This window comes from Streptomyces mesophilus (assembly GCF_011044995.1).
Classification (GTDB): Bacteria; Actinomycetota; Actinomycetes; order Streptomycetales; family Streptomycetaceae; genus Streptomyces; species Streptomyces mesophilus.
This window is the reverse complement of record NZ_JAAKZW010000048.1, coordinates 24,745-39,234: the sequence shown is the minus strand read 5'-3', so window position 1 is coordinate 39,234 and position 14,490 is coordinate 24,745. Positions and strand designations below refer to the sequence as shown.

Here is a 14,490-nt window from a genome sequence, read left to right as displayed (position 1 = left end):
AGCCCGTGCAGATACGCCCCCACCGAAGCCGCATCCACCCCGGAGAGCCCCGCCGACAGCAGCGCCCCGGACAACCCCGACAGCACATCCCCGCTCCCGGCCGTGGCCAGCCAGGCCGTCCCCGTCGGATTGACCCGGACCGGCCCTCCGCCCGCGGGCGCGACCAGTGTGGTCGAGCCCTTGAGCAGCACGGTCGCGGAGAACTCCGAGGCAAGGCGCCGTACGGACGAAAGCCGCGCCGTCTCCACGGACTCCCGCGACACCCCGAGGAGCGCCGCTGCCTCCCCCGCATGCGGAGTCAGCACGGTGAGCGCCGTCCGCGCCCGCAGCACCGCGGGATCCGCGAGCCGCAGCCCGTCCGCGTCGACGAGCACCGGCACGTCCTGGGCCAGCACATCCGCCACCCGCGCCGCGTCGTCCCCGATCCCGGGCCCGACCACCCACGCCTGCACCCGCCCCGCCGCGGACGGCGGCCCGGCATGCACCAGCGTCTCGGGGAAGCGGGCGAGGACCGCGTCGGCGGCGGGGCCGACATAACGCACGGCTCCCGCACCACCCCGCAGCGCGCCCGCGACGGCCAGCACCGCCGCACCCGGATACGTGGCCGACCCGGCCGCGATCCCGACCACACCCCGCCGGTACTTGTCGCTGGACGCCGTCGGCGAAGGCAGCAGCCCCGCCACATCCTCGTACTGCAGCGCCTCGAGCTCGGGCCCCGAGGACGCGGAAGGCCCCGAAGGCAGCGAGAGCCCGATGTCGACAAGCCGCACCGCCCCCGCGTACGACCGCGCCGGGTCGATCAGAAGCCCCGGCTTGTACGCCCCGAACGTGACCGTCACATCCGCCCGCACCGCGTCCCCGGCCACCTCCCCGGTGTCGGCCCCGACCCCGCTAGGCAGGTCGACGGCGACGACCACGGCGCCTGATTCCCGTACGAGAGAAGCGAGTTGAGCCGCATCGGGCCGCAGGCCGCCCTTGCCGCCGATGCCCACGATGCCGTCCATGACGAGATCGGCCCGTGCGATCACCGGCCCGGCGTCACCGGCGGCGACGACCCGCGCCCCGGCGGCACGCACCGCCGCGAGCCCGCCCGCATGCGTACGTTCCGGCGCGAGCAGCACCGCGGTGACCCCGGCGCCGCGCCGTGCGAGGCGGGCGCCGGCGTACAGGGCGTCGCCCCCGTTGTCGCCGCTGCCGACGAGGAGCACGACCCGGGAGCCGTACACACGCCCGAGCAGATCCGCGCAGGCGGCCGCGAGCCCCGCGGCGGCCCGCTGCATCAGCGCGCCCTCGGGCAGCTGTGCCATCAGCGCGCGCTCGGCGGCGCGCACGGTCTCGACGTTGTGAGCAGTACGCACGGGAAGATCACCCTTCCGCGATCACCACGGCGGACGCGATGCCCGCGTCGTGGCTCAGGGACACATGCCAGCCGCGCACCCCGAGCTCGGCCGCCCGGCGCTCCACGGTGCCGGTGACGCGAAGGCGCGGCTGCCCGCTCTCCTCGACGTACACCTCGGCATCGGTCCAGTGCAGCCCCGCCGGCGCCCCGAGCGCCTTGGCCAGTGCCTCCTTGGCCGCGAAACGGGCGGCGAGGGAGGCGAAGCCGCGCTGCTCGCCGCTCGGCAGATACAACTCGCTCTCCAGGAAGAGCCGCTGCGCGAGCGACGGAGTGCGCTCGAGGGAGGCACGGAAGCGGTCGACCTCGGCCACATCGATCCCGACTCCGATGATCATCCGGCCCGTCCCGGCTGTGGTGCGCGCATGGCGGCAGCCTACGGGGCAGATCCCTGACGCACAGGTCTGGACCGGCGCTCCCGCAGCGGTTACGTTCCCCGGAACCGGGCCCGAGCGGGCACCTGGTTCTGTGCTGGGGGGGCATGGTGCCGATACGCCGACGTCTTTTCGCCCGCAGGCGATCCACCGCGCGCACGTCAGCCGACTTCACACGCACGGCCGCCGACTTCACCGGCCGGGTCCACAGCGAGCTCGCCCTCGACGCCCTGCCCGACGAGGACCTGGGCGAGGACCTCGACGACGCCCTCGACCTGTACGAGATGGGCACCATGCCCGGCTGCGAAGAGGCCGAGTACCTGAGCCTGCTCGAGGAAGCACGGGACCGGATCGCCGAAGGCGAGTGACGGCGGCGCGGGAACCCGCGTGACGCACCCCACGCCACACACCGTTCATGGAGCCGCAACAATGACTCTGTGATCACCTCGCCGCCGCCGGGCACTCACCGCCGCTCGGAGCCCACCCCGTACGTGGACCTGACCAGGTCGGAGTGGAGCGCGCTGCGCGACAAGACGCCGCTCCCGCTGACCGCCGCGGAGGTCGAGAAGCTGCGCGGACTCGGCGACGTGATCGACCTGGACGAGGTGCGCGACGTCTATCTGCCGCTGTCCCAGCTGCTCAATCTGTACGTCGGCGCCACCGACCGGCTGCGCGGCGCGCTCAACACCTTCCTCGACACGGGCGACGGGCACGGCACCCAGCACGGCACGCCCTTCGTCATAGGAGTCGCGGGTTCGGTCGCCGTCGGCAAGTCCACGGTCGCCCGTCTGCTCCAGGCCATGCTCGCCCGCTGGCCCGAGCACCCGCGGGTCGAACTCGTCACCACCGACGGCTTCCTGTGGCCCATGAAGGAGATGGAGGCCCGCGGTCTGATGTCGAGGAAGGGCTTCCCCGAGTCGTACGACCGCAGGGCGCTCACCCGTTTCGTCGCGGACATCAAGGCCGGCAAGGACGAGGTCACCGCGCCCGTCTACTCGCATCTGAAGTACGACATCGTCCCCGGCGAGCGCCTGACGGTCCGGCGCCCCGACATCCTGATCGTCGAGGGCCTGAACGTCCTGCAGCCCGCCCTGCCCGGCAAGGACGGCCGCACCCGGGTCGGTCTCGCGGACTACTTCGACTTCAGCGTGTACGTGGACGCCAAGCCCGAGGACATCGAGGCCTGGTACCTCAGCCGCTTCCGCAAGCTGCGCGCGACGGCCTTCCAGAACACGGACTCGTACTTCCACCGCCACACGCTCGTCTCGGAGGACGAGGCGATGGCGTACGCCCGTCGCATGTGGCAGACCATCAACCTGCCCAACCTCACCCAGAACGTGGCCCCCACCCGGGCCCGCGCCACCCTGGTGCTGCGCAAGGGACCGGACCACAAGGTGCAGCGGCTGCGGCTGCGGAAGCTCTGAGACCGCTGAAGCTGTGAACCCCTACTGAGCGGGCGGCGGGACCAGGGACTTCCCGTTCATGAAGGCCAGCGCGCCGACCGGCAGCGCGACCACGGCCTCGAAGGGCTCGTCGTGCGGATTGCCCAGACCGAACTCGACGCCGGCGGGCACGATGATCGCGTCCCCGACGGTCACCGGGTGCTCCACTCCGTCGAGCACGGCGACGGCCGCACCGGCGATCACGACCAGGACCTCCTCATGGTCGAAGGAGTGCAGCCCGGGCTCGGCGCCCGGGTGCACACGGGTCTTCCAGACACAGGTCTCCTCGGCGCCCCGGCTCGGTGCGGCCAGGCCTGTGAAGGTGGCGTTGGGGAGGTCGAAGGTCGGGGCGGAAGATGCTTGGATGATCGGCAAGAAGATTCCCTCTCCAGTAGTTGTACAACTAAAGTTGTACAAGCTTGCTTGAAGGTCGTCAACCCCTGGAAAGATCCCCTGGAAAGATAAAGAGACATGGACCGCGACGACGCCCCCCTCGGCCTCCTGCTCGGGCTCGCCTACCAGCAGGTGGTCACCGAGCTCCACGACCACCTGGCCACAGAAGGCTTCACCGCCCTGCGGCCCGCCTTCGGCTACGCGTTCAAGCTGATCGCCGCCGAGCCCCTGACCATCCGTGAGCTGGCCACCAGGCTGGAGATCACCCACCAGGGCGCGGCGAAGCTGGTGGACGACATGGTCGAGGCCGGATACGTGGAACGCGTGCCCGATCCCGCCGACGGCAGGGTCAAGCGCCTGGTGCGCACCGAGCGCTGCCGTGCGCTCATGGAGAGCGGGATCGCTTTCCAGAGGGAGTTCGAAAAGCAGCTGTCGGCCGAGCTCGGCGACGAGGCCACTGCCGCCGTCCGTCTCGCCCTGTCCCGGGTCATCGACCGCAGCGACAAACCCGACGGCCTGGCCCGGTCGTTGCGCTCCATGCCCTGACCGCGCCGTGTGCCCCGCGCCGGTCCGGCGCTAAGGTGCCGACATGCTGCACGTACGCCTGATCACGCCGTCCGACCGTACGGACGAAGTGGTCCAGCTGATCGAGAACACAGTGGGCACCACGCATCTCGCGGTACTCAGCGGTGCGGCCCGCAACCCCCGGGGCGATGTCGTGCTCTGCGACGTGGCGCGCGAGGCCGGCGACGAACTGCTCGGCGGGCTACGGGAACTGGGCATCGACGAGAGCGGCTCCATCGCCGTCGAGAACATCGACCTGTCGCTGTCCAAGCGCGCCGACAAGGCCGAACGCGAGGCACCGGGCGAGGGCTCGGACGCGGTGCTCTGGGAGCATCTGGCCGAGGCGACGCACGAGGAGTCGACGCTCTCGGTCACCTATCTCGCGTTCATCACCCTGGCCACGATGATCGCGGCCTGCGGTGTGGTGCTCGACAACGCGATCCTGATCGTGGGCGCGATGGCGGTGGGTCCGGAGTTCGGTCCGCTCGCCGGATTCTGCACGGCGCTGGTGCAGAAGGCGCCGAAGCTCGCGCTCCGTTCGCTGATCGCCCTGATCGCGGGCTTCGCCTTCGCGATGGTGGTGACCTTCGGCTTCAGCCTCTTCATGAACGCGGTGGACCTGTTCTCGGTCGAACAGCTCGACGCGAAACGGCCGAACACCAACTTCATCTACGCGCCCGACTGGTTCTCCTTCATCGTGGCCGTCCTGGCGGGCGCCGCCGGCACCCTCTCGCTGACCTCGGCGAAATCGGGCGCGCTCGTGGGCGTGGCGATCTCGGTGACCACGGTCCCGGCCGCGGCGAACGCGGCGGTGGCCTTCAGCTTCACCGAGTACGGGCAAGCCTGGGCGTCCACCGAGCAGTTGCTGCTCAACCTGCTCGGCATCATCGTGGCCGGCACCCTCACGCTCCTGGCCCAGAAGTACTTCTGGGCCCGGCACCGCACCCGTACACCTCTCAAGGACTCGGCCGCATAAGAGTGCGGGCCGGCCGCCCCGAAGGACGACCGGCCCGCAGTCCGCAGAACGCAACCCGCCTAGCCGAGCGCGGACTTCACCACATCGGCGAGCCGTCCGGCCACCGACCGCGCCTGGTCGATATCGGCGGCCTCGACCATCACGCGCACCAGCGGCTCGGTGCCCGAGGAACGCAGCAACACCCGGCCGGTGGCGCCCAGTTCACGCTCGGCGTCCGTCACCGCGGCGGCCAGTTCGGCCGAGGTGGCGACGCGGGACTTGTCGACGTCCGGCACATTGATCAGGATCTGCGGCAGCCGCTCCATGACGCCCGCGAGCTCCTTGAGCGAGCGGCCCGTCTGGGCGACGCGCGCGGCGAGCAGCAGACCGGTCAGCGTGCCGTCGCCGGTCGTGGCGTGGTCGAGGACGATGACGTGGCCGGACTGCTCGCCACCGAGCGCGTATCCGTGCTCCTTCATCGACTCCAGGACGTAGCGGTCGCCGACCCCGGTCTGGACGAATCCGACGCCTTCGCGCTCCATGGCGAGCTTGAAGCCGAGGTTGGACATCACGGTCGCGACCACGGTGTTCTCGCGCAGCTGCCCGCGCTCGCGCAGGGCGAGCGCGAGAACGGCGAGGATCTGGTCGCCGTCGATCTCGTTGCCCTCGTGGTCGACCGCGAGACAGCGGTCCGCGTCACCGTCGTGCGCGATGCCGAGGTGCGCGCCGTGCTCCACGACCGCGGCCTTGAGCAGGCCGAGGTGGGTCGAGCCGCAACCGTCGTTGATGTTGAGCCCGTTCGGCTCGGCACCGATCGTGATGATCTCGGCGCCGGCCCGCGCGAAGGCCTCGGGCGAGACCCGGGCGGCCGCGCCGTGCGCCTCGTCGAGCACGATCTTCAGTCCGTCGAGCCGGTTCGGCAGCACACCGATGAGGTGCGCGACGTACTGGTCGAAGCCTTCGTCGTACGACTTGATGCGGCCCACTCCGGCGCCGGTCGGGCGCTCCCAGGGCGCACCGGTGCGGTGCTGCTCGTAGACGGTCTCGATCCGGTCCTCGAGCTCGTCGGCGAGCTTGTGGCCGCCGCGCGCGAAGAACTTGATGCCGTTGTCCGGCATCGCGTTGTGGCTGGCGGACAGCATGACGCCGAGATCGGCGCCAAGGGCGCCGGTGAGATACGCGACCGCGGGGGTCGGCAGCACACCCACGCGCAGGACGTCCACGCCCGCGCTCGCCAGACCCGCGACGACGGCCGCCTCGAGGAATTCACCGGAAGCGCGCGGGTCCCGCCCGACGACCGCCACGGCGCGATGCCCCTCGAACGAGCCCGCCTCCCCCAGGACATGGGCCGCAGCGACGGAGAGTCCGAGCGCGAGCTCGGCCGTCAGATCCGCGTTGGCCTCACCGCGCACGCCATCGGTGCCGAAGAGTCGTCCCACTAGATGTCCTCCGAACTACCTGAACTTCTCGAGTGCCCGGTTCTGCTCTGTAGAGCACCGAGCCTGCAAGCCAATGAAACTCAATGGAACTCAATGAATACAGCTGAGCGCTTTATGTCGTTATACGCCCAAGGCCGTTAATAAAACGAACGCCCCGGCAGCACTCAGCGTGCCGCCGGGGCGAACGTGTGGCAGATGCTCTGCCGAGCAGTGCAGCCAGCGATTAACGCTTGCTGTACTGCGGAGCCTTACGGGCCTTCTTGAGACCGGCCTTCTTGCGCTCGACCGCACGGTCGTCGCGGCGGAGGTAGCCGGCCTTCTTCAGCGCGCCGCGGTTGTTGTCCACGTCGGCCTCGTTCAGGGCACGGGCCACGCCGAGGCGCAGGGCGCCGGCCTGACCCGAGACGCCGCCACCCGAGATGCGGGCGATGACGTCGTAACGGCCTTCCAGCTCGAGCACCTTGAAGGGCTCGTTGACTTCCTGCTGGTGGACCTTGTTCGGGAAGTAGTCCTCGAGCGTACGCCCGTTGACCTTCCACTTGCCGGTGCCCGGGACGATCCGGACGCGGGCGATGGCGTTCTTGCGACGACCCAGGCCGGCGGCCGGCTGCGGGTCGCCGAAGCGCGCGGCGTTCGACTCGGAGGTGTACTCGCCCTCGACGGGCGCCTCGGACTCGGTGGTGTACTGCTCGGGCGCCTCAGCCTCGATGTCTTCGATCGGCTGCTCGGCGGTGGTCTCGGCCACGATGCTCCTCAGATTTCTTTACGTCTTAGGGGGTGGCCGGAACTACTGCGCGACCTGGGTGATCTCGAACGGCACCGGCTGCTGGGCAGCGTGCGGGTGCTGGTCGCCCGAGTAGACCTTCAGCTTCGAGAGCATCTGACGGCCCAGGGTGTTCTTGGGGAGCATGCCCTTGACGGCCTTCTCGATGGCCTTCTCGGGGTTCTTGTCCAGAAGCTCGTCGTAACGGACGGAGCGGAGACCACCCGGGTAGCCGGAGTGGCGGTACGCCATCTTCTGGGTCTTCTTGTTGCCGGACAGGTGCACCTTGTCGGCGTTGATGATGATGACGAAGTCACCGGTGTCAACGTGCGGCGCGTAGATCGGCTTGTGCTTGCCGCGCAGGATGCTGGCGGCGGTGCTCGCGAGACGGCCGAGGACGATGTCCTGGGCGTCGATCACGTGCCACTGGCGAGTGATATCGCCGGGCTTAGGGCTGTACGTACGCACTTCGTAGCCTTCGCTTCTTCAGTGGATGGGTTCCAGACACACGAATCCTCTGAAGCGATCATGCAGCTGGGGCTCACAGTGCCGGGGACGCTGCCCGTATGCGAGCCACTGGTAACTGCTCCAGGGAACTTACGTATGGGCCCATCGCGTGAGAACGAGCAAGCCAATACGCATAACGAACTGGCAGAATACCCGCGCTTACCCGTTCGGGTCAAAACGCGCGGTCGCCCGCAGGCTCTGCCGCCTCCAGGGTACGGGCTCGCCTGGTGTGCGGGAGGACCACGGAGCCCCGCCGCACGCAGCACAGCCCCACCGTCACCGCAAGCGCACACAGCGTGAACGCGTCCTTGAACGCCCGCCGCACACCGGCCGGAGCTTCGAGGAACGGCCACCCGAATCCCGGCACCTGCGGCACCATCGCCACCCAGAACCCGGCCATCCGCACCGGCGCCCCCTCCTGTCCGGCCCCGGCGAGCAGCAGCGGCACGACGACGAGGAGGTAGTGGTCGTACGAGGGCCGCGAGACCAGGAATGCGGCGAGCATCACCATCACGGCGCTCTCCCCGAGCCGAGCGGGACTCGTCACATCCCCGCGCCCCCAGCGCCGCCAGGCGCACCACACCCCCGCCGCCGCACAGGCCAGCGCGAACAGGGTGGCCGCACCCTGCGGCACCCCGAGCCGGGGCAGCACGGCCGCGGGCGAGGCCTCGTAGAGCCGTACGAAGCTGTCGTCGCCCTTGAAGAGGAAGGGCAGGGTCCGCGTGAAGAACCCGGCCGGGTCGGGCATCGCCAGGGCCGCGAGCCCGGAGGCCGCGGCCGGCACGAGCGCCGCGACCGCCAGCGCGCGCCACCGCCGGGCGAAGAGAAAGAGCAGGAGCACGGGCACGAGCAGCGGCTTGAACGCGATGGCCGCACCGATCACGGCCCCCGCCGCCGTCCAGCGCCCCCGGTGCGCGAGCAGCAGCGCGGCCGGCAGGACGGCGGCCGCGACGACCGTCCAGTTGGCGAGCACGATCAGATGACCGAACGGCGCGAACCCGAGCGCCAGGGCGAGCAGACCGAGCGCCGCGTACCGGCTGCGCAGCCCGACCCCGTAAAGCCGCAGCGCACAGACCCACCCGACGAGCAGCGCGCCCGTGACGAACGCGGGCGCGGCGAACCGCAGCAGCCGGAGGGGAAGCAGCACCTCGGGCACGGCCGCGAGGACGGCGCTCGGCAGATACAGGAAGTGCGGGTCGTCGTACGGGGATCCGCCGTCGAGCCAGGTCCGCGCGGCCTTGATGACGATCGCGTTGTCCATCCCGCCGTCGGGCGACTGCAGCCCGACCCGTACGACACCGGCGGCGAGCACCACGGCCAGCGCGCACCACATGGCGCGGGAGGCGGGCCGTTCCAGCCAGCGAAGAACCTCAAATCGCCCTGAATCTACGCGTTTCATGGCAATCAACCTAGGCCGACGGCCCTGCATCACCCCCGCATAACGCGCTGCCCACCCCCGTATAACGTCCGCACCCGGTGTCACCGTTTCGGCCTAAGATGCGCCCCATGAGCTTTGGGCAGGGGGGACCCCCGTGGGGTTCCGGTGGTCAGCAGCCGCAGCAGCCGCAGTCGCACTGGGGTACGCAGCCGGGCATGCCGCCCGCTGGTGCGCCCGGGCAGCCGGGAACGCAGACGCCCGACTGGGCCGCGCTCGCCGAGGCATCGGAGTCGCGCGCGAAGCGCCGCAGGCTCCTGATGGTCGGCGGCGGTGCGCTCGCCACGGTGGCCGTGGCGGCCGTCGTCGCGGTCGCCGTGGTCTCCGCCAACGGCTCGGACGACAACAAGTCCGCCGGCGTCCCGCCGTCCGGCTCGGTCCCGGGCTCCACGGCCTCGCAGCAGCCGACCTTCGCCGAGACCAAGCCACCCCCGCCGCCGGACCCGAAGGACTACATCTCCAGCGCGGACAAGGACAAGGCGCCGCTGAGCGCGGCCGGCCTGTTCCCGGGCTCCAAGTTCACCAAGGGCGGTGCGGTCTACAAGAAGGGCGCCACCGCCGAGACCAAGGCGTGCGACTCGGTCACCAACGGCCCGCTCGGCGCCCTGCTCAAGTCCAACGGCTGCACCACGGTGCTGCGCGCGACGTACGAGAAGGACGGCGTGGCCATCACGGTCGGCGTCGCGGTCTTCGACACGGAGAAGCAGGCCACCAAGGTCAAGGACGCCTACAAGAAGGGCACGGTCAAGTCCCTCTCGGGCAAGGGCGTCCCGGCCTTCTGCAACACCACGATCTGCCGCTCGACCACCAACTCGTACGGCCGCTACGCCTATTTCACGGTCGGCGGCTTCACCAGCGGCAAGGACGTCACGAAGAAGGACAAGAAGGTCTTCACGGCGGGCGACGACATCGCGGGCCTGGCCTTCCAACAGATCCACCACCGCGGCGAGACCCAGGCTTCGGCGGCTGTGCAGAACCCCTGAACCCACCCTCACCGCACTCGACTTCACGTTCGGTTTTCGTCTCCCCTGTGACGAATGTGGCGGTAGTCTCCTCTCGTTACGGCCATGCTCATGCCGGGCACTGCGGCCGCGGTAGCACCGCGCGCGCCGCCGGGATCGGGGGATCCCGCGCCGCATGACGCTCAAGGGCCGACGGAGATGAGCCCCGGGGGGGACCTGGGGCGGTGGAGGGGACTTTTGTGAGCAGAGGTAATTCCGTGCTGCGCAGGGGCGCCAGTGGCGTCGCTGTGGCGGCACTGGTCCTGGTGGGCTTGGGCACGGGCGGTGCCTTTCCGGCAGCCGCGGCCGAGGAGCCGGAGTGCAAGCCGCGCCCCAGCTACACGCACTGCGAGATCTTCGACTTCACCGGTGCAAAGCAGCAGTTCAAGGTCCCGGACGGGGTCAAGCAGCTGCGCGTCACGGCCTGGGGTGAGGGCGGCAGCGGCAGCGCCCAGGCGAACGGCGGTGCCGGCGCCTACATCCAAACGTCGCTGCAGGTGACTCCTGGCGAGCAGCTGACCGTGAATGTCGGTGGCTACGAATCCGGCAAGGCATTCGGGGATGCGCTGGGCGGCGAGGGCGAGAGCGCGTCCGAGAACCGGGGCGGCTCCAGCTCCGGCATCCGATCCGCCGACGGTGCGCCACTGATCATCGCGGCGGGCGGCGGAGGCGGCAGCAGCTGGGGCCTTGACCAGCAAGGCCAGGGCGGCCCCGGTGGCTGGCCGAGCGGCCGCAACGCGTCCGAGACCGGTCTCGGCGGCAAGGGTGCGAGCGAGGACAAGGGCGGCGCGGGCGCCGGCGACGGAGCGGCGGGAGCCGACGCCGCGGACGGTGGCGCCGGCGGCAAGGGCGGCAAGCCCGGCGGCGGTGGCGGAGGCGGCGGTTACGCCGGTGGCGGAGGCGGCGCCGGCAAGAACGCCGACGGCGACAACGGCAGCGGTGGCGGTGGCGCCGGCTATCTCGACACGTACCGCATCTGGGACGAACTCACAGTGTCGGGCGACAAGTTCAACGCCCCCAAGAAGGACGACCCGTTCTGGGCACCCAGCCCGCACAACAGCCCGGTCGACTCCGGAATCGCCGAGGGCGGCGTCAACGCCCCTGGGGGCGACGGTCGCGTGGTCTTCCAGTGGGTGGACGAGCGCAAGTCCACCATCGCGGAGATGTACCCGGACAGCGGAAGCCCGACGGAAAGGCTGGGCTGGCGAATCCAGCCGGTGCAGGTCATCGCCTACACGGCGGCAGCGACCGGCGCAGTGGACCAGCCCGTGACCTTCACCATCGAGGATCCCCAGAACACCGGGGCCGCCTTCGAGGGCGACCACCCCAAGTCGTTGGTGGTCAAGACCACCCGGGCAGGCACAGCCGAGACGCCGTGGATGCGCACGGACCGCGTGGGTGACTTCAAGGTCGTCGCTTCGGAGCCGAACGGCCACACCGTGTCGTTCACCCTGCACGTCATAGCGAACAACTACCGCCTCGAGAAGATCGGCGGCGACAAGCAGCAGGCCGATCCCGGCAAGCCCTTCCCGAAGCGTCTGCACGTACGGCTGACGCAACACGACAAGGAGGGCGTCTACCGCCCGGCCAGCAATTCCGCGACGGAGTTCCGTATCGAGAGCGATTCCGAGGACGCTCCGGTCTTCGACACCGGACTGCGCACCGCACGGGTGAACACCGACGTCGAAGGCTATGCGATAGCTCCGGAGCTGGTGGCCGGCAAGGACACCGGAAAGTACACCATCATCGCCGAGGTCAAGACCGAGAGGGTGTCGGCCGACTTCACGGTCCAGGTCGGCAAGGCCAGCTCCTCGCCGTCGCCGAGCCCGTCGGAAGGCACCGGTTCCGGCGGCGATGACGACCCCGGCTCCGATAACTCCGGTACGGGCGGGTCGGGTTCCGACGACGACGGCGGCCTCGCCCTGACCGGCGCCACCGGCATCGGCCTGCTCGCCGGCATCGGCATCCTGCTCGCCGCGGCCGGCTTCGCGGCCGTACACCTGGCACCCCGCCTGCGCACACGCCTGCGCGGCTGACACACCGGCACACAACACCGCGCCCCGGCCAGGAGACATCCTCCGGCCGGGGCGCGGTCTTTTCCGTACGGGCCGGCGCGGCATGCGACAGCCCGCCAGCATCCGTGAACTCGCCCGCCCCGCACTCGATTTCACGCTCGGCTTCAGGCTGACCTGTGACGAATGGGGCGGTAGTCTCCTCTTGTTACGGCCATGCTCATGCCGGGCACTGCGGCCGCGGTAGCACCGCGCGCGCCGCCGGGATCGGGGGATCCCGCGCCGCATGACGCTCAAGGGCCGACGGAGATGAGCCCCGGGGGGGGGACCTGGGGCGGTGGAGGGGTTCAGTGAACAGAGGTAGTTCCGTGCTGCGCAGAGGCGCGAGCAGCGTCGTCGTGGCCGCGCTGGCCGTCGCGGGTCTCGCCGTGAGCGGTGCGGCCCCGGCCGCCGCGATTCCGGCGCCCGAGTGCATGCCGACAGCCGGATACAACGAGTGCCGGATCTTCGAATCGACCGGCGCCAAGGAGGACTTCGTGGTCCCCGCCGGGATCGCCAAGCTCGAAGTACGAGCCTGGGGTCAGGGCGGTGGCGGCACCGCGATGACCAGGGGCGGCAGCGGCGCGTTCGTCTCCGGGAAGGTGCGGGTCACCCCCGGCGAGAAACTGGACGTACGGGTCGCGGGCTCGAAGGACGGCCTCATCGGCTTCGGTGATGCGCTCGGCGGCAAGGGCAACGGGGGTGGTTACAACGGCGGCGCGAGCTCGTCGCTCCGTACGGCCGACGGCGATCCGTTGGTGATCGCGGCAGGCGGCGGCGGTGGCAGCGATCAAGGCCTCGACATAAAGGGTGGCAACGCCGGCGACGGTGGGGCCGAAAACGGCAAGGACGCCAACGAGGGCGAGCTCGGCGGCAAGGGGGCCAAGGGCGGCAAGGGCGGCGCCGGAGGAACCGGCGACGGCGGAAACGGCAGCGCCGGCGCCGACGCCCAGGACGGTGGCGCGGGCGGCGATGCCGCCCCGAACTCCGGTGGCGGTGGCGGTGGCGCCGGCTGGGCCGGCGGAGGCGGCGGAGGCGGCAAGAACCGCTTCAACCAAGGCAGCGGCGGAGGCGGGTCCAGCTACGCCGACAGCGCCAAGGTCTCCGACGTGGAGATGGTGGTGAGCGACGGCGCCAGTGCACCGCGCAAGGACGACCCCTTCTGGGACGGCGCCCCCTACAACTCCCCCGTCGAGTCAGGCGTCGCCGCAGGCGCCGGCGGCGACTCCCCCGGCGGTCGCGGCCGTGTGGTCCTGCAGTGGCACGACGCGAACAAGCCCGTGGTCGACACCCTCGTCAAGGAGTCCGGCGACAACCAGACCGTGGGCATCTACGACCGGGGCGAGCCGCTGGTCGTCGTCGCCCAGGCCAAGGGCGGTCGGCCGGTACCGGGCGAGAGCGTGACGTTCAGCATCGTGAAGCACCCCAGCCCCGGATGGTTCGAGGACCACTCGAGCAACAAGGTGGTAGTGAAGGCGGACGCTCAGGGCCGCGCCAAGGTCGAGGACCTGACGGGCAACCGTGAGGGCACCATCACGGTCCGCGCCGAGACCAACAACGGCACGTCCGTCGAGTTCACCCGCCACGTCAAGAAGGACCCGACCGACGGCATCAAGGTCGAGGCCGTCTCGGGCGGCGGCCAGCAGGCCGAGGCCGGCCAGGAGTTCGCCGAACCGCTCGTCGCCATGGTGACGCAGCACGGCGGCAAGGTGAACCAGGACAAGGTCGAGTTCCGCGTCGAGAGCCAGGACGAGGACGCACCCGCCTTCGAGGGCGGCAAGCGCATCGTCGAGGTGACCTCCGACATGGGCACCGCCACCTCGCCGAAGCTGATCGCAGGCCAGGGCACGGGTGAGTACACCGTCGTGGCGCACTACAAGAACGTGACGGCGGGCTTCAAGGTCGAGGTGCTCGCCAAGAACGGGCAGCCCTCGCCGTCGCCGAGCCCGTCGGAAGGCACCGGTTCCGGCGGCGATGACGACCCCGGCTCCGAAAACTCCGGTACGGGCGGCTCGGGTTCCGACGACGACGGCGGCCTCGCCCTGACCGGCGCCACCGGCATCGGCCTGCTCGCCGGCATCGGCCTGCTGCTCGCCGCGGCCGGCTTCGCGGCCGTGCGCCTGGCACCGCGCCTGCGGACGCGTCTGCGCGACTGACGCCACGGACACAG

General features: G+C 70.5%; 14 protein-coding genes. 7 read left to right on the top strand and 7 right to left on the bottom strand.

The genetic code is table 11. The features are described 5' to 3' along the window. Both G6045_RS14735 and G6045_RS14730 read right to left on the bottom strand, forming a co-directional pair. Positions 1 to 1,358 (bottom strand): NAD(P)H-hydrate dehydratase (locus tag G6045_RS14735; RefSeq protein WP_165332385.1); only part of this gene is annotated, 1,358 nt, incomplete at its 3' end. 7 nt (positions 1,359 to 1,365) lie between these two features. Next, positions 1,366 to 1,734, bottom strand: coding sequence for a holo-ACP synthase (locus tag G6045_RS14730; protein WP_165332384.1), 369 nt, complete (start codon positions 1,732 to 1,734; stop codon positions 1,366 to 1,368). Between the two features lie 143 nt (positions 1,735 to 1,877). On the opposite strand from G6045_RS14730, the gene G6045_RS14725 reads away from it, so the two are divergent. Then, positions 1,878 to 2,138 carry a hypothetical protein gene (locus tag G6045_RS14725; protein ID WP_165332383.1) on the top strand — a complete coding sequence of 87 codons (261 nt, stop codon included), beginning with the start codon at positions 1,878 to 1,880 and terminating at the stop codon, positions 2,136 to 2,138. Between the two features lie 69 nt (positions 2,139 to 2,207). Then, a complete protein-coding gene (gene coaA, locus G6045_RS14720; protein WP_165332382.1) occupies positions 2,208 to 3,194 on the top strand; it encodes a type I pantothenate kinase in 987 nt (328 codons plus the stop codon). 21 nt (positions 3,195 to 3,215) lie between these two features. Here the strand turns inward: coaA and G6045_RS14715 are convergent, their stop codons facing one another. Then, positions 3,216 to 3,587: a cupin domain-containing protein gene (locus G6045_RS14715; RefSeq protein ID WP_165332381.1), complete on the bottom strand. Its 372-nt coding sequence runs from the start codon at positions 3,585 to 3,587 to the stop codon at positions 3,216 to 3,218. 96 nt (positions 3,588 to 3,683) lie between these two features. Here G6045_RS14715 and G6045_RS14710 point away from each other — a divergent pair, with 96 nt between their 5' ends. Together G6045_RS14710 and G6045_RS14705 are read left to right on the top strand one after the other, a co-directional pair. Then, positions 3,684 to 4,151 (top strand): MarR family winged helix-turn-helix transcriptional regulator, encoded by a 468-nt coding sequence (locus G6045_RS14710; RefSeq protein WP_165332380.1) that lies wholly within the window; start codon positions 3,684 to 3,686, stop codon positions 4,149 to 4,151. Between the two features lie 43 nt (positions 4,152 to 4,194). Continuing rightward, positions 4,195 to 5,145 (top strand): DUF389 domain-containing protein, encoded by a 951-nt coding sequence (locus G6045_RS14705; protein WP_165332379.1) that lies wholly within the window; start codon positions 4,195 to 4,197, stop codon positions 5,143 to 5,145. Positions 5,146 to 5,204: 59 nt separating this feature from the next. On the opposite strand, the gene glmM is transcribed toward G6045_RS14705, so the two are convergent. The 4 genes from glmM to G6045_RS14685 all read right to left on the bottom strand — a co-directional run bounded on the left by glmM (position 5,205) and on the right by G6045_RS14685 (position 9,232). Then, on the bottom strand, positions 5,205 to 6,563 hold the full coding sequence (gene glmM / locus G6045_RS14700) for a phosphoglucosamine mutase (RefSeq protein ID WP_165332378.1): 1,359 nt from the start codon (positions 6,561 to 6,563) through the stop codon (positions 5,205 to 5,207). A 223-nt stretch (positions 6,564 to 6,786) separates the two neighbouring features. After that, on the bottom strand, positions 6,787 to 7,308 hold the full coding sequence (gene rpsI, locus G6045_RS14695) for a 30S ribosomal protein S9 (protein WP_165332377.1): 522 nt from the start codon (positions 7,306 to 7,308) through the stop codon (positions 6,787 to 6,789). Between the two features lie 42 nt (positions 7,309 to 7,350). Then, positions 7,351 to 7,794, bottom strand: coding sequence for a 50S ribosomal protein L13 (rplM, locus tag G6045_RS14690; protein WP_165332376.1), 444 nt, complete (start codon positions 7,792 to 7,794; stop codon positions 7,351 to 7,353). Positions 7,795 to 8,005: 211 nt separating this feature from the next. Next, positions 8,006 to 9,232, bottom strand: a complete 1,227-nt coding sequence (locus G6045_RS14685) for a glycosyltransferase 87 family protein (protein WP_165332375.1) — start codon at positions 9,230 to 9,232, stop codon at positions 8,006 to 8,008. A gap of 107 nt (positions 9,233 to 9,339) precedes the next feature. Here G6045_RS14685 and G6045_RS14680 point away from each other — a divergent pair, with 107 nt between their 5' ends. From G6045_RS14680 to G6045_RS14670, 3 genes are all read left to right on the top strand, one after another. After that, complete coding sequence (locus G6045_RS14680; protein WP_165332374.1) at positions 9,340 to 10,251, top strand: hypothetical protein; 912 nt, start codon at positions 9,340 to 9,342, stop codon at positions 10,249 to 10,251. 218 nt (positions 10,252 to 10,469) lie between these two features. Beyond that, positions 10,470 to 12,305, top strand: coding sequence for a glycine-rich protein (locus G6045_RS14675; protein ID WP_165332373.1), 1,836 nt, complete (start codon positions 10,470 to 10,472; stop codon positions 12,303 to 12,305). A 326-nt stretch (positions 12,306 to 12,631) separates the two neighbouring features. Next, complete coding sequence (locus G6045_RS14670; RefSeq protein WP_165332372.1) at positions 12,632 to 14,476, top strand: Ig-like domain-containing protein; 1,845 nt, start codon at positions 12,632 to 12,634, stop codon at positions 14,474 to 14,476. Positions 14,477 to 14,490: the final 14 nt, after the last annotated feature.

Excerpts from the sequence above, each read along its gene's own strand:
- G6045_RS14730 (WP_165332384.1), bottom strand. The coding sequence starts at position 1,734 with ATGATCATCGGAGTCGGGATCGATGTGGCCGAGGTCGACCGCTTCCGT.
- G6045_RS14725 (WP_165332383.1), top strand. The coding sequence starts at position 1,878 with ATGGTGCCGATACGCCGACGTCTTTTCGCCCGCAGGCGATCCACCGCG.
- G6045_RS14710 (WP_165332380.1), top strand. The coding sequence starts at position 3,684 with ATGGACCGCGACGACGCCCCCCTCGGCCTCCTGCTCGGGCTCGCCTAC.
- G6045_RS14705 (WP_165332379.1), top strand. The coding sequence starts at position 4,195 with ATGCTGCACGTACGCCTGATCACGCCGTCCGACCGTACGGACGAAGTG.
- G6045_RS14685 (WP_165332375.1), bottom strand. The coding sequence starts at position 9,232 with ATGAAACGCGTAGATTCAGGGCGATTTGAGGTTCTTCGCTGGCTGGAA.
- G6045_RS14680 (WP_165332374.1), top strand. The coding sequence starts at position 9,340 with ATGAGCTTTGGGCAGGGGGGACCCCCGTGGGGTTCCGGTGGTCAGCAG.